21 protein-coding genes and 1 pseudogene are annotated in these 21234 nt (G+C 66.7%); 14 read left to right on the top strand and 8 right to left on the bottom strand.

Annotated elements, in window-relative coordinates:
• From BN984_RS17445 to BN984_RS17430, 4 genes are all read right to left on the bottom strand, one after another.
• The gene (locus tag BN984_RS17445; protein WP_049968879.1) at window positions 1-1338 is read right to left on the bottom strand and encodes a M20 family metallopeptidase; all 1338 of its coding nucleotides are present in this window, start codon (window positions 1336-1338) and stop codon (window positions 1-3) included.
• A 154-nt stretch (window positions 1339-1492) separates the two neighbouring features.
• Window positions 1493-1921: a type IV pilin gene (locus BN984_RS17440; protein ID WP_049968878.1), complete on the bottom strand. Its 429-nt coding sequence runs from the start codon at window positions 1919-1921 to the stop codon at window positions 1493-1495.
• Window positions 1922-2158: 237 nt separating this feature from the next.
• Window positions 2159-2596, bottom strand: coding sequence for a type IV pilin (locus tag BN984_RS17435; RefSeq protein ID WP_008094095.1), 438 nt, complete (start codon window positions 2594-2596; stop codon window positions 2159-2161).
• 418 nt (window positions 2597-3014) lie between these two features.
• Window positions 3015-3383: a hypothetical protein gene (locus BN984_RS17430; protein WP_049913490.1), complete on the bottom strand. Its 369-nt coding sequence runs from the start codon at window positions 3381-3383 to the stop codon at window positions 3015-3017.
• A gap of 255 nt (window positions 3384-3638) precedes the next feature.
• Between BN984_RS17430 and BN984_RS17425 the strand changes: the two genes are divergently transcribed.
• Complete coding sequence (locus BN984_RS17425) at window positions 3639-4055, top strand: VOC family protein (protein ID WP_049968877.1); 417 nt, start codon at window positions 3639-3641, stop codon at window positions 4053-4055.
• A 77-nt stretch (window positions 4056-4132) separates the two neighbouring features.
• Here BN984_RS17425 and BN984_RS17420 read toward each other — a convergent pair whose 3' ends face one another.
• Entirely contained in the window at window positions 4133-5779 is a 1647-nt protein-coding gene (locus tag BN984_RS17420) for a PAS domain-containing protein (RefSeq protein WP_049968876.1), read from the bottom strand.
• A 198-nt stretch (window positions 5780-5977) separates the two neighbouring features.
• On the opposite strand from BN984_RS17420, the gene BN984_RS17415 reads away from it, so the two are divergent.
• From BN984_RS17415 to BN984_RS17395, 5 genes are all read left to right on the top strand, one after another.
• Window positions 5978-7042, top strand: a complete 1065-nt coding sequence (locus BN984_RS17415; protein WP_049968875.1) for a DUF7350 domain-containing protein — start codon at window positions 5978-5980, stop codon at window positions 7040-7042.
• Window positions 7043-7185: 143 nt separating this feature from the next.
• Window positions 7186-7443, top strand: coding sequence for a hypothetical protein (locus tag BN984_RS17410; RefSeq protein ID WP_008094085.1), 258 nt, complete (start codon window positions 7186-7188; stop codon window positions 7441-7443).
• On the top strand, window positions 7440-8849 hold the full coding sequence (locus BN984_RS17405) for a hypothetical protein (RefSeq protein WP_049968874.1): 1410 nt from the start codon (window positions 7440-7442) through the stop codon (window positions 8847-8849). Before BN984_RS17410 ends, BN984_RS17405 begins: the two co-directional genes overlap by 4 nt.
• 95 nt (window positions 8850-8944) lie before the next feature.
• Window positions 8945-11605 carry a heavy metal translocating P-type ATPase gene (locus tag BN984_RS17400; RefSeq protein WP_049968873.1) on the top strand — a complete coding sequence of 887 codons (2661 nt, stop codon included), beginning with the start codon at window positions 8945-8947 and terminating at the stop codon, window positions 11603-11605.
• A gap of 165 nt (window positions 11606-11770) precedes the next feature.
• The gene (locus tag BN984_RS17395; protein WP_004978103.1) at window positions 11771-12226 is read left to right on the top strand and encodes a high-potential iron-sulfur protein; all 456 of its coding nucleotides are present in this window, start codon (window positions 11771-11773) and stop codon (window positions 12224-12226) included.
• A gap of 21 nt (window positions 12227-12247) precedes the next feature.
• On the opposite strand, the gene BN984_RS17390 is transcribed toward BN984_RS17395, so the two are convergent.
• Complete coding sequence (locus tag BN984_RS17390; RefSeq protein WP_008094080.1) at window positions 12248-12706, bottom strand: hypothetical protein; 459 nt, start codon at window positions 12704-12706, stop codon at window positions 12248-12250.
• A gap of 38 nt (window positions 12707-12744) precedes the next feature.
• Complete coding sequence (locus BN984_RS17385) at window positions 12745-13317, bottom strand: hypothetical protein (protein WP_008094079.1); 573 nt, start codon at window positions 13315-13317, stop codon at window positions 12745-12747.
• 110 nt (window positions 13318-13427) lie between these two features.
• Here BN984_RS17385 and BN984_RS17380 point away from each other — a divergent pair, with 110 nt between their 5' ends.
• The 4 genes and pseudogenes from BN984_RS17380 to BN984_RS17365 form a co-directional block, all read left to right on the top strand.
• Window positions 13428-14036 (top strand): hypothetical protein, encoded by a 609-nt coding sequence (locus BN984_RS17380; RefSeq protein WP_008094078.1) that lies wholly within the window; start codon window positions 13428-13430, stop codon window positions 14034-14036.
• A 1-nt stretch (window position 14037) separates the two neighbouring features.
• Entirely contained in the window at window positions 14038-15396 is a 1359-nt protein-coding gene (locus BN984_RS17375) for a hypothetical protein (protein WP_049968872.1), read from the top strand.
• Between the two features lie 351 nt (window positions 15397-15747).
• Entirely contained in the window at window positions 15748-16176 is a 429-nt protein-coding gene (locus BN984_RS17370; RefSeq protein ID WP_004978112.1) for a CopG family ribbon-helix-helix protein, read from the top strand.
• Window positions 16177-16259: 83 nt separating this feature from the next.
• Window positions 16260-16601: pseudogene (locus BN984_RS17365) on the top strand (nitrate ABC transporter ATP-binding protein); the annotation flags it as partial.
• A 79-nt stretch (window positions 16602-16680) separates the two neighbouring features.
• Here the strand turns inward: BN984_RS17365 and BN984_RS17360 are convergent.
• Window positions 16681-17001, bottom strand: a complete 321-nt coding sequence (locus BN984_RS17360) for a hypothetical protein (protein WP_008094075.1) — start codon at window positions 16999-17001, stop codon at window positions 16681-16683.
• Window positions 17002-17497: 496 nt separating this feature from the next.
• Between BN984_RS17360 and BN984_RS17355 the strand changes: the two genes are divergently transcribed.
• The 4 genes from BN984_RS17355 to BN984_RS17340 all read left to right on the top strand — a co-directional run bounded on the left by BN984_RS17355 (window position 17498) and on the right by BN984_RS17340 (window position 21198).
• On the top strand, window positions 17498-17917 hold the full coding sequence (locus BN984_RS17355; protein ID WP_008094073.1) for a CopG family ribbon-helix-helix protein: 420 nt from the start codon (window positions 17498-17500) through the stop codon (window positions 17915-17917).
• Between the two features lie 91 nt (window positions 17918-18008).
• Window positions 18009-19436, top strand: coding sequence for an FAD-dependent oxidoreductase (locus BN984_RS17350; RefSeq protein WP_008094071.1), 1428 nt, complete (start codon window positions 18009-18011; stop codon window positions 19434-19436).
• Between the two features lie 177 nt (window positions 19437-19613).
• Entirely contained in the window at window positions 19614-20531 is a 918-nt protein-coding gene (locus tag BN984_RS17345) for a DMT family transporter (RefSeq protein WP_049968986.1), read from the top strand.
• Between the two features lie 73 nt (window positions 20532-20604).
• Entirely contained in the window at window positions 20605-21198 is a 594-nt protein-coding gene (locus BN984_RS17340; RefSeq protein ID WP_008094068.1) for a TetR/AcrR family transcriptional regulator, read from the top strand.
• Window positions 21199-21234: the final 36 nt, after the last annotated feature.

The raw sequence follows: 21234 nt of genomic DNA, 5'->3' as shown, positions 1-21234 counted from the left end.
TCATCGCGAGGTATTCTCTCGTCGTCCGCGTCGCGAAGGAGTCGTGCCTGCTGGTGACACGCCCGTCGAATCAAACGTTCTGGTACCACTATCGAATTGCCGCAACAGCTCGTCGGGGAGTCGGGCGTACACCTCGGCGTTGCCGGCGAGCGCCCCGACCGTGGTGAACTCGTCGGCCGCGTGAGCCGTCTCGGTTCCCAGACCGAACTCGATGGTCGGGATGCCCGCGTTCCGCATCCGTTTCGCGTCGCCGCCGCCGGTCGCGCTCCGGCGGTACACGCGCCCGCCGGTGACGCCCTCGGCGACCGAGCCCACGGCGTTCGCCAGCGGGCCGTCGGGGTCCTCGAACGTCCCGACCGACCAGTCCGCGTCGACAATCTCGACACCGTCGTGACTGGCGACGATCTCCCGAACGCCGTCGAGTACCGTTTCCGTGTCGACGCCCGCAGTCACGCGAATGTCGAGTTTCGCCCGCGCCGCGGCGGGGACGACGTTCACTCGGTCGCCGCCCGACAGGACGCCCAGATTGACCGACGGTCGTTCGAACAGTTCCCGCGCCGCGTCCGCGCCGAACCGCGGCGCGTAGTACTCCGCGGACTCCTCGACGAGCGCCCGGACCGCGGGGTCGAACTCGAACCGCCTGTCCCCGAGTACGGATTCGATGTCGCTTACTGCGCGGTAGAGGCGGTGAATCGCGTTCTCACCGAGCATCGGTCGGGAGCCGTGGGCGGCGGTCCCCGTCGCTTCGAGCTCCAGCCAGATGCTCCCGCGGTCGGCGACGGTCACCGAGTGTCGGTCGCCTTCGCAGGTCGTCTCGCCGATGACGCAGGCGTCGGCCGAAAGCCCGCGCCGGTCCAGCAGCGTCGGCAACCCCGCCTCACCGGCGACTTCCTCGTCGCTGACGAACGCGAACACGAGGTTCGTCGCCGGCACCACCTCGGTTTCGACGTACGCTCTCGCCACCGCGAGCATCGCGGCGACTGCGCCTTTCATGTCGGTCGCGCCGCGCCCGTAGAGCCGGTTTCCCTCCCGCTCGCCGAGCGGGTCGCGCGTCCACTCGTCGGCCTCGAACGGGACCGTATCGAGGTGCCCCAACAGGACGAGCGTCCGGTCTGTCGCACCCGGGAGCGTCGCCACGACGTTCGGCTTCGTCGGGTCCGAGGCGACGCGCTCGGTCTCGATACCGAGTTCGGAAAAGAACGATTCGACCCACGACGCGAGCTCCCGCGTGTCTCCCGGCGGATTTTGCGTGTCGTGGCCGACGAGCGTCGCCGCGAGGTCGACGATGTCCTTGCGGTGCTCGCGGAGGTAGACGACGGCGGGCGGGTCGTTGGGCATGGGGTCTCTGCCCGAGCGTACGCTCCGCGGACGGGTAAATTTGTGCTATAAATACAATACTATCGGTGCGAGGTGGATGTCTCTCCGTGGGATGGTTCCGAAAGAAATCGTTGTTCCGAATCAGAGGCGGTGGGGCTCGTCGCCGATTCTACCATCAGGCGTTGTAGGTCCACTTCTGCAGGGTCGCAGAGTTAGAGCCGGATTCAGAGGTCCAGACGACGCGGTAGGTCTCACCACCGGAGAGGGGAGAGGACGAAAGGTCAATGACTAAGTCATCACCCGCTTGGATCTTGTCGTCAGTTTCGTCCCAGCTCGTATCCGTCGTTCCGTCAGTTACGACGATACGCGCTTCGTCAATTGCAGTTCCGCTTTCATGAGTGATTGTCAACTCTTCGGACCCACTAGTTGAATCGTAGTTGAAACTGAAACTCGCCTGCGGGGCGGTGTCGCCGACTTGGTCGCCCAGGCCGAGGACGAAGGTCCCGATGACGGCCGCGAGGATGACGGTAATCGCGACCATGAGGATGACGCCGATGACCGGCGAGACTGCACGGGACTCAGTAAACATTGTCTTGATTTGCATAGTTGTTTCTCCTAGGTGTGCCGGACGAGAGGCGACCGTTGAGAAAAATGTGAGTCAGTCCTCGAACGCTTGCCTGCTAACCTAACAGATTCCCTGACGTTCTCTGAGGATATAAACTAGTATTGAGAAGACGTTTCACGTATCATGCGTGATCCGTACCAGAATCGGAGATAGATGTCGCTCTCGGGGTAACATCCGAAAAAATTGAGGTTCGTTGGCTGTGACGCTGCGGACCGTTCAGGCGTTGTAGGTGTACTTCTGCAGGGTCGCAGAGTTGGAGCCCGATTCGGAGGTCCAGACGAGGCGCACTTCGTCGCCGTTGTCAAGGGTCTCGGAGCCATCGAGTTCGATGACGATGGTTTCGCCGGCGTTCATGTTGTCGTCAGCACCGTCGTTCTTCGTCACGGTTGGTGCGGTCAGGTCCGACGGGACGACGACACTCAGGTCGTCGCTGGCGATGGCGTCACCGCTTTCGTGCGTGATAGTGATTTCCTGCGCACCGTCGTAGTCGAAGCTGAAGCTCGCCTGCGGGGCGGTGTCGCCGACCTGGTCGCCGAGACCGAGGACGAAGGTTCCGATGACGGCCGCGAGGATGACTGTAATCGCGACCATGAGGATGACGCCGATGACCGGCGAGACTGCGCGTGATTCGCTAAGGAATTTCTTGATATCCATTGTTCTACCCAGGACCGGCCTCAGACCCACCTCGTGCCCACCACACGGGACTTCGAGCGGCCACATGTTCCGGCTCCTGTTGGCCTTTCGTATGTTCCGGATATATTTAATTTCGCAGCGACTTACCGGTCTATTCGAGCGGTTAGGACGCTCCTAACGCCTGAATTCTGGATTTAAGCCGTTCAATCCCACCTGCATACCATCGGCGGGTACCTCCGGTGGTGAACCGCTGCTCTGACGCTCTCCCCCTCGGATTCGCTCCGCGACCGCACGGCGCGTCCGTCCGAACCGTGTCACACCCGAGTTTCTGCGGACACGGTGGTGTGGGTTCGGCCGGTCGTCGCCGCGGCGCGCGCGTTCGCACGCACCGGTGACGGTCGTGAGAACGCTGAAACGCAGAAAAAACTCGCTGAACGACCTACTGCGTGGCGTTCCAGAATCGCGGCGTCGACTCGAAGTCTATCTCAGCGTCGGAAGGCGCGCGCTCGTAGAGCGCGTCGTGGACGGCCTCGTAGGCCGCGCGCGGGCCCTCCTGTGCGAGTTTCGGGTGGTCGCGGGTGTCGAAGACGACGCGCCACGTCCCGTTCGTGAGATGAAGCCCGAGAATGTACTTCCCGCGGACGTTCACGACCAGTTGGTAGGCGTGCTGAACCGTCTCGCCGTCGCGTTCGAGGTTGTAACCGCGGACGGCGACGGCCTGCTGAATCGCCTCTTTCGTCTCGAGTTCGGCGACGAACGACTTGGGGACGGCCCGTCCGGGGAGCGATTCGACGAACGGTTCGCTCACGGCCGCACCACCTCGCATCGCGTGCCTGTCGGTTCCATCGTACCCTATCTGGGCGGCCCAGCGGGTATATGCGATACGGTCTCTGCTGGGCGACGGGGCCCCGACCCGCGTCGCGCCTCGCGAGCGCGCACGAGAAGCACTACCCAGTGGACCGAGACGGCGGCGCGGCGAACCCGGGTCGGTGTCGGCCGGTCGCCGTCTGCCGACCGTGGTTCGAACGAAGCGCCTTTGACGCTCTGCGCGCGCAGACGAACCGTGAACACCAACGCGCACCACGTCGGTATCACCGTTCGTGACCTCGATTCGACGCTCGAATTCTATCGCGATGCGCTCGACCTCCCGGTCGTCTCCCGCTTCGAAGTCGGCGGCGAGGAGTTCGCCACCGCCGTCTCCGTCGACGGCGCATCGGCGCGGTTCGCCCACCTCGACGGCGGCGACGTACGCATCGAACTCGTCGAGTACAACCCGGTCGGAGCCGACACCGACGAACCGACGCTCAACCGCCCCGGGGCGACCCACCTCGGCCTCTCGGTGGACGACGTCGACGCCGCGGTGGCGGAACTCCCGTCCGACGCCGAGACGCTCAGCGAACCGCAGACGACCGAAAGCGGCACGCGAATCGCGTTCGTCCGCGACCCCGAGGGAAACCTCGTCGAACTTCTCGAAACCTGAATCGGACGCTCGACCCGACGGGCGTCACCTCTCGGCTAGTCGGGCTTGTGGTATCTGATCAATCGCGGGGTGCGCGGTCACTCCTCGCTCGGGAACCACGTTCGCGGTCGCTCCGCTCCGACCGGCAGTTTCAGCGTCACGGCCGTCCCCCCGAGGGGAGACGGTTCTAACTCCATGCTTCCGCCCGCCTTCTTGACGACCCAGTGGACCAGCCACAGCCCCATCCCGGTCCCGTGTTCGAGCGGCGTCTCCTCGCCGCGCTTGATGACTCGCCACTCCTCGTCGGGGATGCCGGGCCCGTCGTCGGCGACCCGGACGACGAGCTTCGAGTCGTCGTCTTCCGTTTGGTACACGTCGATGTGGACCGTCTCGCCGCCGTGTTTGAGCGCGTTCGCGATCAACTCGTCGAGCGCCGCGCCGACGCGGCTGTCGACTCGTGCGAAGAGCCCCGTTTCGATGTCCGTTCGTATCGTCGCCTCGGGATACGTCGATTCGGCTCGCGACACGGCGGACTCGACGAGCGCCGAGACGCGCCGCGGCGTCGCCTCGGATTCGAGGGCGTCCGAGACGGTCTGGGCCTTCTCCGAGAGCGCCACGAGTTCGCTCGCCGCTTCGACGATGGTCTCGGCGGCGTCGGTGAGGTCCTCGTCGGTGACGCCGGCCGCGTTCCGGCGAATCAGCTCCGCGTAGCCCTCGATGACGTTCATCCGGTTTCGGAGGTTGTGCCGGAACATCCGGTTGAGGACGCCGAGCCGTTGTCTGGTCAGCTCCGACTCGGTGATGTCCGACTGGATGGCGACGTAGCCGTGGATGTCGTCGTCGCTCGCGATGGGTGCGATAGTCTGTATCGCGGTGTAGAGCTCACCGCTCTTCCGACGGTCGATAATCCGCTCCCGCCACGTCTCGCCGGACTGGATGGTCCGCCACAGCCGGTCGTAGTACGCGTCCGGCATCTCGCCCGAACTGAGAATCGACGCGGGCTCGCCGACCGCCTCCGCGGCGTCGTAGCCGGTCGTCTCCTCGAACGCCGGGTTGACGTACGTAATCTCCCCGTCGGGCGTAGTGAGGTAAATCGCGTGCCCCGCCCGTTCGACGGCCTGCTCGAACTCGCGGAGGCGACGCTCCCGTCGCCGTTGGTCGGTCACGTCGACGAAGACGCCGACGATTTCGACGGGCTCGTCGTCGGCGTCGCGGACGACCGCCGTCGAGAGCCGAAACCCCCGGAGGTCGCCGTTCGAGCGCCGTCGCTCGACCGAAACGTCCGACAGGCCGTCTTCGTCGATGGTCCGCCGGATAATCTCCTCGCTGTTTTCGCTGTTCTCGCCCGCGCTGTAGGGGAGCGGCTCGCCGAGCACCTCGTCGCGCTCCCAGCCGAACGCCTCCGTGGCGGCGTCGTTCCACCTCGTTACGCGCCCCTCGGGCGTGACCGCGATAATCGGAACCGGGGACGCGGCGACCACGGTTCGAAGCTGGTCCAGCGACGAACGAATCGACGCCTGTTGGCGCTCGATTCGCCGGTCTTTCCGGGAGGCGAGCGCCCAGACGAACGCGGTTGAGACGGCGACGAAAACCAACCCCTTGACGAGTTCGGCTTCGGGGGCCGGGGGCGCACCCAGCGTGGCCGACAGGAGTAACTCGCCGCCGAGGATGCCTGCGGTCCCGAAGCCGAGGTACGCCAGCGCCATCGTGCGGGCGTCGAGACCGTCGAACGGCGAGTCGTTCATCGTCCGAACGGAGCGCGAGCGGAGATATAAACGTGGTGCGGGAAACCGGCAGTTGATAACGACGGCACCACCCCTCGAAACCCGACGCGGAAGCGCAACCGACATTGGCACCGGGCCGCTAGCTGCGGTAACTCGACCGCTTCGCGGAGACGCGCGGCGGTCTCTCACCATGAGCCGACGAGACGCTATCGAGACACCATGAAACGACGCGACGCCATCAAGACGCTCGGAATCGGTGCTATCGCCGCCACCGCGGGGTGTCTCGGCGGGTTCGAACGGCAGTCGGCGTGGCGCGACCCGCCGCTCGTCGAGGACCGTCCGGCCGCGGTCTACCTGCCCGCCATCACCGAGGGGATGAAGATGTACGGGAAGACGACGGCCGGTCCCTACGGCGTCGCGCTCACCTACTCGTACCCTCACCGCTTCTGGACCGCCGCCGGTTCGGAACTCGGGAAGACCGTCGTCGAGGCCGACGACTCGATTCACCTCATGGCGTCGCTGTGGGACGCTGAGACGGGGACCGTCCTCCCGCTGGACGCCGGCGTCTCCATCGAAATTCTCCGCGACGGCGACCTCGTGAGCGAGGAGGTCGCCTACCCGATGCTCTCCCAGCAGATGGGGATGCACTACGGCTCGAACTACGTTCTCGACGGCGAGGGCGACTACGAGGCCCGCGTGCACATCGGCGGCACCTCGCTTTCCCGAACCGGCTCGTTCGCCGGGCGGTTCGACGCGGCCGAGACGGCGACGTTCGAGTTCGCCTTCGAGACGGACGACCTCTACGACGTGGAACTGCGTCGGCTCGGCGACGATGCCGGGTCGCGCGGCGCGGTCTCCGCGATGGAGATGATGGGTGTCCCGACCGGGAAAGCGCCCGCCGTCGACGACCTCCCCGGTCGCCACCTCGGCCGACGGACGAGCGCCGACGCCCTGTTCGACTCCCTCGTCGTCGACGACGGTTCCCGGTTCGGCGTCGACGGCTCGTACCTCTACGTCTCGGCGCGGACCCCGTACAACGAGTTCGTCCTGCCGATGATGGGCGTCAGAGCCACGCTCGAACGCGGCGGAACCGCGGTGCTCGATGGGGCGCGACTCGACCGGACGCTCGACCCCGACCTCAGTTATCACTACGGCGTGGGGGTCGACGGCGTCGAATCTGGCGACTCGCTGACGCTCTCGGTGGACGTGCCACCACAGGTTGCGCGCCACGACGGCTACGAGACGGCGTTCATGGAGTTCGAATCGATGCGGTTCGACGTCTGAGGCGTCGCCCCGCCGCTGTCGCGCGTCTCGCTGCTCGCACTCGCGGCCCGCCGCCGGCCCCGGCCCGTTCGATGTCAACGGCGCGAACACCCGCGATAGAAACGTTCAGAAGCCACCCTCCCCGAACTTCGAGTGACTATCGGATGACCACGGACACCGACGCGACGCGCGACCGCCACACCTGCACAGCGTGCGGCGAGGCGTATCCGACCGAGCGACTGCTGGTCCTCCACCGGGGCGCGAGACACCCCGACGACCTCGACGCCGGGGAGGTCGAGGCGTACCGCGAGGCGTACTACGAGGAGGAAGACGAACTCAAGTCGTTCCGCATCCGCGCGCTCGGCGTCCTCGTCCTGCTGTACTTCGGCTTCCTCATGCTGTTTATCGTCTTCGCATCATGACCCGACTCCGACCCCTCTCCCTCAGACGATTCGGTCTCGGTCTCCTACTGGCGAGCCTCCTGTCGCTTCTCGCCGACCCGGCGGCCGCGAGCAACGCCGCGGTCGGCCTCGCGGGCGCGTCGGAGGACAACCTCGCGGTCCCGCAGTGGCTCTATCTCGCCACCGGCGGCGCGACCGTCGGGGCCTCCGCACTCCTCGCCAGTTTCGTCACCGACCGCCGGTTCATCGAGCGCGTCCACCTGTGGCAGACCGGGTCCGAAGCGGGTATCTCAGACAGCGTCCTGCGCGCCCTGCGGGTCACGGGTGGCGTCCTCGGCCTCGCGCTCCTCGCACTCGTGGTCTATCTCGGCTATACCGGCCCGCAGGTCCCGACCGTCAGCTTCGCCGTTATCGTCGTCTTCGCGGGACTCCGCGCCGGATACACGATGTTCTCGTACCTCGTAGCCGACACGTGGCGCGCGCTGAACCCGTGGCGAACCGTCGTCTCGGCGGTTCCGAACGGTTTCGTCTCGTATCCCGAGCGACTCGGTCGCTGGCCGGCGGTGGCTGGGATTCTCGCGCTCGTCTGGGTCGAGACCGCGACCGACGTCACGACCCGGCCGTCGGTTCTCGCGACCGCGCTCGTCGCCTACTCGGTCGTCACGCTCGCCGGTGCGGTCGCCGTCGGCGCGGACACGTGGTTCGACAGGGTCGACCCCGTCTCCGCCTTCCTGCACTTCTACGGCCGCGTCGCACCGGTTCGGCTCGACGACGACGGCCTCTCGTTCCGCCTCCCGGGGATGCGACTCGTCACCGACGACGACCTGACGGACCTCGGCGACGTGGCCGTCGCGGTCGTCCTCGTCTGGGAACTCACCTTCAGCGGCTTCGTCACGACCGAGCAGGGCGCGGCGGCCATCCGGTCGCTCGCGGGCGTCGGGCTTCCGCCGCTTCTCGTCTACGGACTGCTCTACCTCGGCGGCTTCGCGGTCTTCCTCGGCCTGTACGTCCTCGCGGCGCGGGTGACCGCCCGCCGCATCGACACCTTCGAGACGCCGCTCGACCTCGCGGTCAAATTCGCGCCCTCGCTGCTCGCGATCGCCGCCGGCTATCACCTCGCGCACTACGTCGGCTTCTTCGTCTCGCTGTCGCCGATGCTGGTGGGGGCGTTGTCGTCGCCGCTGTCGTCGCCGGCGAACCCGGTCGTCCTCACGCTCCCCGCGTGGTTCGGCGGGTTGAACGTCGCGTTCGTCCTCGTCGGCCACCTGCTCGCGGTGTGGGTGGCGCACTCGCAGGCCTACCGGACGTTTCCCAGCCGACTGCAGGCTGTCCGGAGCCAGTTCCCCTTCGTCGCCGTGATGATTCTCTACACGGTTCTCAGCCTGTGGCTCATCTCGCTGCCGACGGCGAGCCCGCCGTTCCTCTAATTATTAACTCAGTTCGATTGAGTTGTGAAATTGCAACAGTAACACCCCGGTTACTAACAGGTGAATTATTAAACTGTCCCTGACTACTGCCGAGTATGAGCGAACACGACGGACGCAAGCCCGCCCCCGACGACGAGGCGGACGCGTCCACTAACCCGCCAGATGGCGACGGATGCGGGTGCGACGACGCCTGCGGGGTCGAGGGTGCGTCGGAGTCGGGGGCGGCCGGCGAGACCGGGGGCGACGACTCCGCCGGTGGGCCCGCCGATTCGACCCGCGCGGAGTTCTCCGTGCCGGATATGGACTGCGCCTCCTGTGCGAACAAGGTCGAGTCCAGCGTCCGGAAACTCGACGGCGTCGGCGACATCGACCCGCGGGCGACGACCGGCCGACTCGTCGTCGAGTACGACGCCGACCGGACCACGCCCGACGACATCCGGGGCAACATCGAGGGCGCGGGCTACGCCGTCGAAGACGGCCCCTCGACCCGCGAGGTCTCGTTCACCGTTCCGGACATGGACTGCGCTTCCTGCGCCGGAAAGGTCGAAAACGCGCTCAACGGTGCGCCGGGCGTGCTGTCGTACGAGACGCGCCCGACGACCGGAACCGCTGTCGTCACGCTCGCGGCCGACGCGGACCTCGATTCGGTCGTCTCGGCCATCGAAGCCGCCGGCTACGAGGTCACCGGAACCGACGCCGACGAGGCGGACACCGACGCCGACGCTGACGCCGGCGGGGACCGCGAGAGCGTCTGGCGCAGCACGCGCGCGGTGAAAACGTGGATAAGCGGCGGCTTCCTCGCGGCGGGCATCGCCGCGGAGTACCTACTCGGGCTGGAACTCGTCGTCGCGAGCGTCCTCGGCGTCTCGTTCACGGTCGTCGAACTGCTCTACATTCTCGGGGCGGCGCTCGGTGGACAGGCCATTCTCCGCAACGGCTACTACTCGGCGAAGAACCGCAGTCTCGACATCGACTTCCTGATGTCGGCGGCGATTCTCAGCGCCGTGACCGCGAGTCTCATCTCCGGGCCGACGAGCCTCTACTTCGAGGCCGCGACGCTCGCGTTCCTCTTCAGCGTCTCCGAACTGCTCGAACGCTACTCGATGGACCGCACGCGCGACTCCCTCCGAGAGCTGATGGACCTCTCGCCCGACGAGGCGACGGTCCTCCGCGACGGCGTGGAGACGGTCGTTCCCGTCGAAGAACTCGACATCGGCGACGTGGTCGCCGTCAAGCCCGGCGAAAAGATTCCCGTCGACGGGACGGTCGTCGCGGGCGACAGCGCGGTCAACCAGGCCCCCATCACCGGCGAGTCCGTCCCGGTCGACAAGGCCGAGGGCGACGAGGTGTTCGCGGGCACCGTCAACGAGGCGGGCTACCTCGAAGTCCGCGTCGAGTCCGCCGCGGGCGACGACACCCTCTCGCGCATCGTCTCGATGGTCGAGGACGCACAGGCCAACAAGACCGAACGCGAGCAGTTCGTGGAGCGCTTCTCGTCGTACTACACTCCCGTCATGGTCGTCGTCGCGGTCGCGGTCGCGGCGATACCGCCCCTCGCGTTCGGCCTCGACTGGGTGACGTGGTTCGTCTACGGCATCACGATGCTCGTGCTCGCCTGCCCCTGCGCGTTCGTCATCTCGACGCCCGTCTCGGTCGTCTCGGGCATCACGTCGGCCGCGAAAAACGGCGTGCTCATCAAGGGCGGCACGCACCTCGAAGCGATGGGTTCGATCGAGGCCATCGCCGTGGACAAGACGGGAACGCTCACGAAGGGCGAACTCACCGTCACCGACGTGGTCCCGCTCAACGGGAACTCCGAAGAGGACGTGCTTCGGTGCGCGCGCGGCCTCGAATCCCGGAGCGAACACCCTATCGGCGAGGCCATCGTCTCCCACGCCGAGGGCACGGGCGTCGCCGCCCGCGAGGTCGACGACTTCGAGAGCGTCACCGGCAAGGGCGTCCGCGCCGACCTCGACGGCGTCCCGCACTTCGCCGGTAAGCCCGGCTTCTTCGAGGAGCTCGGCTTCGACCTCGAACACGTCCACGTCACCGGCCCCGGCGAGGAGCTTTCGGCGGAGGTCCGACAGCTCTGTGACCGCCACGGCTGTCTCAACCTCGTCGAGGACACGATTCCGCGACTCCAGTCCGAGGGCAAGACGGTCGTCCTCGTCGGGACCGAAGACGACCTCGAAGGCGTCGTCGCCGTCGCCGACGAGGTCCGCCCGGACGCCCGCGAGACGGTCGCGAAACTCCGCGAGGCCGGCCTCTCGGTCGTCATGCTCACCGGCGACAACGAGGGGACCGCCCGCGCCATCGCCGAGCAGGTCGGCGTCGACGACTTCCGCGCGGGTCTCCTTCCGGAGGACAAGGTCGCCGCCGTCGAGGGCCTCCTCGACGAGTACGGCTCGGTCGCCATGGTCGGCGACGGCATCAACGACGCCCCGGCGCTCGCCACGGCCACCGTCGGCGTCGCCATGGGCGCGGCCGGCACCGACACCGCCCTCGAAACGGCCGACATCGCCCTCATGGCCGACGACCTCTCCAAGCTCCCGTACCTCTACGAACTCTCCCACCGCGCGAACGGCGTCATCCGGCAGAACATCTGGGCGTCGCTCGCCATCAAGGCCGTCCTCGCGGTCGGCGTGCCCTTCGGCTACGTCTCGGTCGCGCTCGCGGTCCTCGCGGGCGACGCCGGGATGACCATGGGCGTGACGGGCAACGCGATGCGACTCGCCCGGATTCGACCGGACGACTGAGGTTCACGGGACTCGTCGCCCCTCACTTCCCGATCTTCGCTCTCTCGCGGCCCGATTCGCGTATCCGTGTTACTTAGTGGCGTGACACCATCAACGCGTCCGCAATTCTTGCCGCATGGGAACCGGCTGGCTCGGTTTTACCGACGCCGCGCGTCATAAGTTGGCATGGGAGACGACGAGCGGACGCCACGCCGAGACGCGACCGACCGACCGACGCGGAGTCGGGATACCCGCGACACCGGCCGCACACGGAGACGGTTCATCTGGCTCACCGGGACCGCCGCGATGGCCGGATTGGCCGGCTGTTCCGGCGGCGGTGGCGGCGCGACCGAGACGACGACGGCGACCGCGACCACGACGCAGTCGTCGGGGTCGACCGGGGGCGTTCCCGAGGCGTACGCGACCGCCACGTCCCTCGACGGCACCCAGCGCAACCCCGACAGCCTCTCGTCGCAGGAGGCCGTCTCGTACCAAGACGAGCCGAAAGACGGCAAGCAGTGTTCGACCTGCCGGTACTACATTGAGGACAAAAACGGGGACGGCGTGGGCGCGTGCGCCATCGTCGCGGGCGAAGTCGCTCCCGAGGGGTACTGCGTCTCCTACGTCGAATACGAGGGGTAACGCTCCGAACCGCGGTCGCGGTCAGGAGTCGTCGCCCGTCGGCCCGACGGCGCTCTGAATCCGACAGCGGATGGACTCTTCGACCCCGTCGCGCTCGACCGGGATCACCCACTTCTCGCCGCAGCCGAGGACGGTCACCATCTCGCCGTCCTGTCGGTGTTTCACCGAGACGAACACCTCGCCGCGCTCGGGGTCGTAGTCGACGAGTTCGACGAGCACGTCCTCGCCGGCGATGAGGAGGTTCTTCGCGCCGTCCAACTCGGTGACGTAGGACTCGGTGTTCCCGGTCGGGTCGGTGACGAACAGTTCGACGACCGGCACGTCCTCCCCGTCGGGGTAGCTCGCGTCGACTTCGAGCGCCCCGTCTTCGAGCCGGATGCCGTGTATCTCGACGAGCGACGCCGCGACGCCGAAGGTGTCAGCGACCTGCTGACGGAGGTCCCCCAACGGGATTCGAACCGACTCTCGAATCGTTCCCATGCCCGCCCCTACGAACGGGGGGTGTATGAGCGTGTCCGCTAGTCGTCGCCCCAGAGGGCGTCCGCGAGGCGGGACCCCGACGGGACGGCCTCGCGGAAGGGGACCGAGTCGAACGCGAGCGGCCCGTTGAGCGAGAGAAAGCCGAGTTCGCCCTCGGGCGCGCGGTCGAGGTTGGTCAGGAAGGCCACCTTTCGGACCGCCTCGACGCCCTCGACGGTCGCGTCGGGGTCGACCGACTCGTACAGGGCGGCGTGTTCCCGGACGTGCTCGACGCAGCGTCTCGTCGGCGCGAACAGCAACAGCGCGTGGACGCCCGGCCCCTCGCGGCCGAGTTTCGTCCGGATGGCGTGCTCGTCGTCCTTGTAGAAGTAGCGCTCCATGCGGCGGTACTGGCGGAGCACCTCGTTCGCGCCGGTGGCGTGGCGGACGGCGGCGTCGGCCTTGAGTTCGATGAGGTAATCGACCGGTTCGGGCGTCCGCACCCTGACGTACACGTCGGCGACGCCGCGGTTCCCGTAGTGGTCGTACGGCTCTTCGAGGTGAATCTCCACGTCGTCGAAGGCCGCCCGGAAGTGCTCGACCACCCGCGTCGCCAACTCGTCCTCGCGCATCTGTCGGTCGAGACGAGGCGGCCGTCGGGGAAATGTCCCGCGGTTCGGCCGGCGGCGACCCGGCGCATCAGAAGGCACATACCGCTGGCGTTCGGTTGGGAAACCGACACATGTCCCTGCCGACCCGCAGACAGGTCCTCCAGGCTGGCGGCGCGTCCCTTGTCGCCGCGCTCGCCGGGTGTTCCGGCGAGGGGTCCAGTTCCAGTTTAGACGAGCCACACGGCCCCTCCCCGGACGCGCTCGTCACCGACTACGACGCCCTGACAGTTCGCAACGACGCCGAGACCGCCATCTTCCGGGACGCCGCCCGGGAAGACGAGGACACGGGGTCGTCGTATCTCGACGATTTCCTCGTCGCCACCGACGAGGAGCGCGAGAACGTCGCGGTCGCAGCCGAACCCGACGGCATCGACGAGGCCCGCGCGTTCATCGACGAGACGGACCTCGACGAGCAGACGCTCGTCATCACCCAGCACCGGACGGACGCCTGCCACCGGGTGAAACTGCTGTACGTCACGAACCCGCCGGACAGCGTCGTCCACCTCGACTTCTGTCACCCGCTCCGCGCCGCCTCGGTCGAGTGCTCCGTGGACGACCGCCACGTCGTCGCCTCGCTGATTCGACTTCCGTACTCGACGGACGAGTCGAGTTGGGGACACGGCGGCGGAAGCAGTTGTCGCCTCCCGCCGTCGCTCCGAACCGAGACGGAGGACGCCTGAGATGCCCCGGACGCGACGCGACGTGCTCGCCTCGCTCGCCGGGGTCGGCGTCGCCGGGCTCGCGGGGTGTACCGCGCTCGACGCGGGCGAATCCGAATCGGACGACCCGGCCCTCGACGCTGCGGGGCTCCGGCAGGTCAGGCAACTCGGGTCGCCGGCGTTCCCGGCCCGCGTTCCGGCCCCGATTGCCGATTCGTTCCTCGAACAGGGCCGCGCTCGCGCCCGCGAACTCCTCGATTCCTGTCCCGAGACGATGTCCCCGGAAGAGGTCCCGAACGAGGCGGTCCGGGACATCTACGCCGAGGCGTACGCGGACGCCGCCGAGGACCTCGCCCCCGCAGACGCCGACGAATCGCCCTTCGAGGCGCTTCGGGGACTGCGCTACGCTCGCGGGGCAGCGGCGATGGCGAAGGGGACCTACGACGCCGCCGTCGGCGACCTCACCGAATCGGACGTGCGTGACGAGGCTGAGGCGGTCCGCGCCGACATCGAGTCGTTCAGGCTCGGTACGCGGTATCTCGGCGACGAACCGGACCGGGCGCTCGTGGTGTACGAGGCCGTCGAGAACCTCGTCGCGGCCGCGGTCCGGTATCTCGACAACGCCGACGAGTACGGCCGCTACACCGACAGCGCCCCGCAGGTCGGCGAACTGCTCGACGCGGTCGAGTCCGCGCGGGCGTCGCTCGGCGGCGCGCGCCACGTCCGCGACCGCTATCTCGCGACGATTGCCGACCCGCTGGACTTCACCGACGCGTTCGAGTCGACCGCGTCCTCGCTCGTCGAGGTCGTCGCGGACCGCTTGGCCGAGTATCCCGAGGAGGGAGAGCTTGAGGCCGTCGTCGAGGCCGAAGGGTTCGACCCCGGGGAACTCGAATCCACGCCGGCCAAAGACCTGCTGATGGAGACCTTCATCGATTTCGGTTCGAACGTCCACACCGTCCCCGAAGCCCTCCGAAGCGGGCGATTCGCCACCGCGCTCGTGGGTGCACACACCGCCGAGACGCACCGCCGGGCGTTCGAGGACGCCGTCACGGCGGTCAAGCGAGGCCGGTACGAGTCGGTCGAGTCCGCGGCCGCGGTCAGAGACGCGAAACTCGGTGCGCTCGAAGCCCTCGAAGCCGCTCGGTCGGACGGGTCGAACCCGCACCTGACGCGGCGCGCGTTGGTCGATGTCGCCCACATGGTCGGCCGCGGCGACGACTACTTCCGCGACGACTACTATTCGGACGACGACCCCCGAGCGGCGCGAAACGCGCTCGCGCAGTACGCGACCACCGAGTTCGCCGCGCGCGAGACGCCTGATGTGAGCGCGTGGGTGCTCGGAACGCTCGCGGCCGAGCGCGGCGGCGTCCACCGCTGACGGGCCGTCTTCTTCGTTTTGGGCGCGTCCCCGCGAACTGTTGGACGGTATGCTACGGTCCGACTGCCGCGTCTCTGCATCGACTCTCGGAAACTCTCGAGACGACCGCTTCGATAACTCGTGGATGGCGAGTCATGGGGGCGCTCACAACTGGTTCATGCAACCCGCGCACTACTATCGCACTCGACCGAATCGAGCGCTCGATGGACGAACTCCGGGTGAGGTGCTACTTAGATAGCACCTCCTCCCCTCGGTGAAACGCGGGAGATTGGCAACGGTTGGGTGTCCTCCGTCGCAATGCTACCCAATCCGATAATAAGGCTTAATATTTGATGGCGGTTTGATTGTTATATGGCCGTCGTTAGCGTCTCGATGCCGGAGGAACTACTCGAGCGAATCGACCAGTTTTCCGAGGACCACGGATATACTGGTCGGAGCGAAGTACTCCGAGAGGCGAGTCGGAACCTCCTCGGTGAGTTCGAGGACAAGAAACTCGAAGACCGCGAACTGATGGGCGTCGTAACCGTCGTCTTCGATTACGAGACGACGAGCGTCGAAGAGAAGATGATGCGACTCCGCCACGAGTACGAGGACATCGTTGCGTCGAACTTCCACAGCCACGTCGGGGGGCACCACTGTATGGAACTGTTCGTTCTCGAGGGGTCGCTCGAAGACATCTCGACGTTCGTCGGAAAAATCAGAGCGACGAAAGACACGCTTACGATCGATTATTCGGTGCTTCCGGTCGACGACTTCGGTCCGCTCGCGGATATGAGCTAATTTCGATTTTCACGGTTCGGATATTCTCCGGCTGGCATCTTCGCCCGCCTGCAGGCGGGGGAATTGCCACCGCAGTTGCTGGTCTCGTCGGCATCGCTCGTGCCCTCGCTGTCGACCCGGAGATTCTACTTATGGATGAACCGTTCGGGAGCGTCGACGCGCGGACGCGAGACCGCCTCCACGCTGAACTGCTCGAGATTTGGGCGCAGACCGAACAGACCGTCGTGTTCGTCACCCACGACATCGACGAGGCGGTGACGCTGGCCGACCGCGTCGTCGTGGTGGACGCCGACCCGGGGACCGTCCGTTCGAGCATCTCTATCGATTTAGAACGCCCGCGTCAACGAACAGCCCACGAGTTTGTCGAGTACGTCGCGAGAATCAGAGACGAACTCGGCAGTCCGGTAGACAGCAGCCACGAATAGCTCGGTGGTTGCTGCTGCGTCGTTACAACGCCGGTGAGCGTCCCGTCGCATGCTGTCGATGCGTGCGTTCCTCCCGTCGCTATTCGACGAGCTCGAACGGCGCGGCGAGTGCGATGCCCGCGCCGTGTTCGGAGAACCCCCAGTAGACGAATCGGTACGTGGCTGGAGTGTGTGTCGTACACCGTTCGAACGGGCCTGAAAATTCGTTCGCGCGGAGTCGCATTTCCCACCGGAGTTCTTCGCCGGGGTCCAGTACCCGCTGAGACGGCGACCACTCGTGTCCTTCAGGCACGCCGATGGAGTTCCGCCACGTGCCGTCAGACCCTAATCGCTGAATCATGTATCGCGGTTTGCCCAGCGTGGTGAGCGGGTCGCCGGACTCGTTTGTGAGTTTCGCCACCAGTTTCCCGCCAGTCGGAATCGACTGCGGCACGGTCAACGACGCATACCGAAGATAGTTCACTATCGACCGCTTCGCGAACGCGTCTCCGACGTCACGATACCCCGACGTACAGACCTGCTGTTCGCTTCCCGTAACGGCATCAAGGCACCCGGCGAGGACGGCTGTTCCGGTTGAACCGCCGAGTGTGAGAACCCGTCGACGCGAGAGGGGAGGGCTCATGACAGAACCATCCACACCTCGTGATGTATGTTTTTTGCCATTACTCTCGCAGTGGGTCAGCCGTTAGACCCGCAGTTACAGTGCGTGAGGAACTCCCAAGCCGACCAAAGCGTCGAGTCCTTGACGCTCCCGGATTCCGCGAGGGAGCGGTGTCGTCCGCAGGTCCTCTATGACAACACCTGAAACGAACGCGATATTAATACATTGTTCTATTATCCACTATCTCTATTATTCTAGAATAGAAATTTAACACATGACGATTGTAAGCACCTCGATGGCCGAGTGGCTCCGTGACGACCTCGATGCGTTCGCGGAAGAACACGGCTACAGCGGCCGAAGCGCGGTTATTCGTGAAGCGTGCCAGTCGCTCCTTGCGGAGTACGAACAGACTGACTACGAGGGTCAACAGGTCTTAGCGACGGTAACCGTCGTCTTTGGGTACGATAAACCGAAGATAGAGGGCCGAATGATGGAACTCCGCCACAAGTTCGAAGCGTCGATTCGGTCGAACTCGCACAACTGCCTCGGCGACAACGCGGGCTGCGTTGAGACGTTCGTCGTCGAAGCCGCTTACGACGATGTCTTGCGGTTCATTGCGACTGTCCGGGGGGCGGGCGAGTCAGTCTCCGTCGAATACACCCTCGTCCCGGTCGACGTGATGAGTGCCGAAGTCAGTGACTCGGACTCGTTTTGACTCGAAAGGGTTGGCGTCCTCTTCGAACTTGCGTAAGCACTCGTCGTTGGCCAAGGAAGTTAGGTGTCGGCGGGCGTACCACTCTCTCACAATGTCTGACGAACCATTCGTCGTCGTCGGCGGCGACGCCGCCGGACTCTCCGCCGCGAGCAAGCTCGCCCGCGCCAACGCCGACCGCGAGGTCGTCGTCTTCGAGAAGGGCCGCTGGGTCTCCTACGCCCACTGCGGCACGCCCTACTTCGTCAAAGGCGAGGTCGACAAGCTCACCGACATGCTCTCGCTGTCGCCCGAGGCGGCCGCCGACCGCGGTATCGACCTCCGGCGCGAACACGAGGTCGTCGCCGTCGACACCGACGAGCGGGTCGTCACGGTCGACGGCCCCGACGGGACGTTCGAACAGCCCTACGGCGACCTCCTCGTCGCCACCGGCGCGCGGGCGCTCCGCGAACCGATAGACGGCATCGACCTCGACGGCGCGTTCACGCTCCACGGGCTGGACGACGCGGCGGCGATTCGGTCGTTCCTCACCGACCCGAACGAGGCCTCGGTCGCCGACCTCGGCGGCGGCGGGTTCGTCGACGAGGCGCGAGCGGCCCGTTTCGGCGCGATGGAACCGCCCGAGTCGGTCGCCATCGTCGGCGGCGGGTTCGTCGGGGTCGAGATGGCTGAGGCCTTCACCGCCCACGACCTCGACGTCCATCTGTTCCAGCGCTCCGGACACGTCCTCAGCTCCTTCGGCGACGCCGTCGGCGAGCGGGTCGAAGACCACCTCGAAGACAATGGCGTCACGCTTCACCTCGGCGCGTCGGTGGAGCGACTCCGCGGCGACGACGCGGACCGGGTCGAGGCCGTCGTCTGCGAGGGCGACGAACTCGCGGTCGACGCGGCGATGGTCGGTATCGGTCTCCGCCCCAACTCGGACCTCGTCGCCGACGCGGTCGACCTCGGCGAAACGGGCGCTATCGCGGTCGACGACTACGGGCGGACGAGCGCGGAGCGCGTCTACGCCGCGGGCGACTGCGCCGAAATCGACCACGTCGTCACCGGCGAGCCGACGTGGAACACGCTCGGCCTGCCCGCGAACCGCGCCGGGCGCGCCATCGGCCAGACCGTCGCCGGCGACCCCGAACCCATCGGGACCGTCGCGAACACCTCGGTCGTGAAGGCGTTCGACCTCGAGTGCGGTCGCGCCGGCGTGACGGACCTCGACGAGGCGCGCGACGCGGGCTTCGACCCCGTCTCGGAGACCATCACCGCCGGCTCGCGGTCTGGCTACTACCCCGGGTCAGTCGAGACGACCGTCACGCTCGTCGCCGACCGCGACACAGGGCGACTGCTCGGCGGCACCATCGTCGGAGCCGACCGCGCCGCCGTCAGAATCGACACCGTGGCGACCGCGCTCGCCTCCGAGTTGACCGTCGCCGAAGTGGAGCGTCTCGACCTCGGCTACGCGCCGCCGTTCAGCCCCGTCTGGGACCCGATTTTGACCGCGGCGAAGGTCCTCCGCGGCTCGCTGTAAGCCGCGAGCGGTTCGAGATTCGAACCGAACAAAACGACTATTATCGATTGTGTGGTAACGATACGCTCACGTGCTGGATATACCTCCAACAGAGCGCGGGAGTGTCGAAACGAAACCGACGCGGCCGACGAGTCCGGCGGAGTCGCATCGCCGACCGCCGAGCGGGGCGTGGTGTCGGTGAACGGCCGGGTCGCCACCGGACTGTTCGTCCTTCTGGGACTCCTCTGGGGGAGTTCGTTCGTCGCTATCGAAGTCGGTCTCGCGTACTTCCCGCCGCTGCACTTCGCGGCGCTTCGGTTCTTCCTCGCGGGGGTCATCGTCCTCGGCTACGCCGCCGTCTCGACCGACTACTGGCGGCCGCACAGCCGGACCGACTGGACGCTCGTCGGCGTCTCCGGCGGCCTCCTCATCGGCGCGCACCACGCGTTTCTCTACCTCGGACAGGAGCACGTCCCCGGCGCGGTGGCGGCCATCGTCATCAGCCTCGGACCGGTCCTGACCGCGCTGTTCGCGACGGGCATCCTCGGCGACCGCATCTCGCCGCTCGGCGTCCTCGGATTCGGCTTCGGCTTTCTGGGCGTCGGCCTCGTCGCCCAACCGGACCCGAACGCGCTCCTCTCCAGCGACGTGGTCGGCGTCGCCATCGTCTTCGTCGCCTCGGCGTGCTTCGCCCTCGGTGCCGTCCTGACGCGCCCCTTCTCGTCGGACATCCCGGCGCGAACGCTCCAGGCGTGGGCGATGCTGTTCGGGGCCGCGCTCCTGTCCGTCGCGGGCGTCGCCACCGGCGAGTCGCTCGCGGCTATCGAGTGGTCCGGCGTCGCCGTCGGATCGCTGCTTTATCTCGCCGTCGTCAGCGGCGCGGGCGCGTTCCTCATCTACTTCGAACTGCTCGGCCGGTTCGGCCCGACGCAGATAAACCTCATCGGCTACGTCGAACCCGTCTCCGCGACGCTCCTCAGTTGGGCCTTTCTCGGTCAACTCATCGACTCCGTGACCGCGCTCGGGTTCCTCTCCATCTTCGTCGGCTTCGCGCTCATCAAGCGCCGGGCGCTCGGCGAGTTGGTCGGGGGAGCGCGCGGTCGGTCTGCGGAGTGACGGTCGTCGCGTCCCGCGCTTCGCCCGCGGAACAACGGACACAAGTAGGCGAGCGAGCGAACACTCACTCACCATGCCCGCCGACTCCGTGCCGCCCGAGCAGAAAGCACAGATTGCGAACGCGGTCCGCGCGGCGCTCGCCACGCACGGCTACGCTCGACTGACGACGAAGAAGGTGGCCGCGGAGAGCGAAAAGAGCGAGGCGGGGCTGTACTACTACTACGACTCGAAAGACGAGATGATCGTCGCGTTCCTCGAAACGTCGGAGGACTACCTCGCGCGGACCCTCGACGAAATCGACGCGGAGGGGCCCGAAGAGCGCCTTCGAGCGGTCTGCGACATCCTCCTCGTCGACGAGGACGACCCGGCCGCCGCCGGCGTCAACATCGCCGTCATGGAACTCCTCTCGCACGCGCCGCACAACGAGACGCTCCGCGAACCGCTGCTCCGGATGGAGCGCCACACCCTCGACGTCATCGCCGACATCGTCCGCGACGGCGTCGAACAGGGCGTCTTCCGCGAGGTCGACCCCGAGGGAACGGCCGCGTTCGTCCTCTCGGCGACCGACGGCTACACCGGCTTTGCCCTCGCGCTCGGGATGGAGGGCGTCGGCGACGATCTCCGGGAGTCGCTGTCGGCGTACATCGACTCGTTATTGGTCGAGTGAGACCCGCCCGTCTGTTTCTGTCGTCCCCGCTCAGTC

The organism is Haloferax prahovense (genome assembly GCF_000723845.1).
In the GTDB taxonomy this organism is placed as follows: Archaea; Halobacteriota; Halobacteria; order Halobacteriales; family Haloferacaceae; genus Haloferax; species Haloferax prahovense.
The sequence above is the reverse complement of the archived record's forward strand: the minus strand, read 5'-3'. Positions and strand labels throughout refer to the sequence as shown.

Coding starts and splice junctions, on each gene's coding strand:
- BN984_RS17410 (WP_008094085.1), top strand. CDS start 7,186: ATGACCACGGACACCGACGCGACGCGCGACCGCCACACCTGCACAGCG.
- BN984_RS17435 (WP_008094095.1), bottom strand. CDS start 2,596: ATGGATATCAAGAAATTCCTTAGCGAATCACGCGCAGTCTCGCCGGTC.
- BN984_RS17340 (WP_008094068.1), top strand. CDS start 20,605: ATGCCCGCCGACTCCGTGCCGCCCGAGCAGAAAGCACAGATTGCGAAC.
- BN984_RS17390 (WP_008094080.1), bottom strand. CDS start 12,706: ATGGGAACGATTCGAGAGTCGGTTCGAATCCCGTTGGGGGACCTCCGT.
- BN984_RS17370 (WP_004978112.1), top strand. CDS start 15,748: ATGGCCGTCGTTAGCGTCTCGATGCCGGAGGAACTACTCGAGCGAATC.
- BN984_RS17395 (WP_004978103.1), top strand. CDS start 11,771: ATGGGAGACGACGAGCGGACGCCACGCCGAGACGCGACCGACCGACCG.
- BN984_RS17350 (WP_008094071.1), top strand. CDS start 18,009: ATGTCTGACGAACCATTCGTCGTCGTCGGCGGCGACGCCGCCGGACTC.
- BN984_RS17445 (WP_049968879.1), bottom strand. CDS start 1,338: ATGCCCAACGACCCGCCCGCCGTCGTCTACCTCCGCGAGCACCGCAAG.
- BN984_RS17440 (WP_049968878.1), bottom strand. CDS start 1,921: ATGCAAATCAAGACAATGTTTACTGAGTCCCGTGCAGTCTCGCCGGTC.
- BN984_RS17400 (WP_049968873.1), top strand. CDS start 8,945: ATGAGCGAACACGACGGACGCAAGCCCGCCCCCGACGACGAGGCGGAC.
- BN984_RS17415 (WP_049968875.1), top strand. CDS start 5,978: ATGAAACGACGCGACGCCATCAAGACGCTCGGAATCGGTGCTATCGCC.
- BN984_RS17420 (WP_049968876.1), bottom strand. CDS start 5,779: ATGAACGACTCGCCGTTCGACGGTCTCGACGCCCGCACGATGGCGCTG.
- BN984_RS17405 (WP_049968874.1), top strand. CDS start 7,440: ATGACCCGACTCCGACCCCTCTCCCTCAGACGATTCGGTCTCGGTCTC.
- BN984_RS17380 (WP_008094078.1), top strand. CDS start 13,428: ATGTCCCTGCCGACCCGCAGACAGGTCCTCCAGGCTGGCGGCGCGTCC.
- BN984_RS17375 (WP_049968872.1), top strand. CDS start 14,038: ATGCCCCGGACGCGACGCGACGTGCTCGCCTCGCTCGCCGGGGTCGGC.
- BN984_RS17355 (WP_008094073.1), top strand. CDS start 17,498: ATGGCCGAGTGGCTCCGTGACGACCTCGATGCGTTCGCGGAAGAACAC.
- BN984_RS17385 (WP_008094079.1), bottom strand. CDS start 13,317: ATGCGCGAGGACGAGTTGGCGACGCGGGTGGTCGAGCACTTCCGGGCG.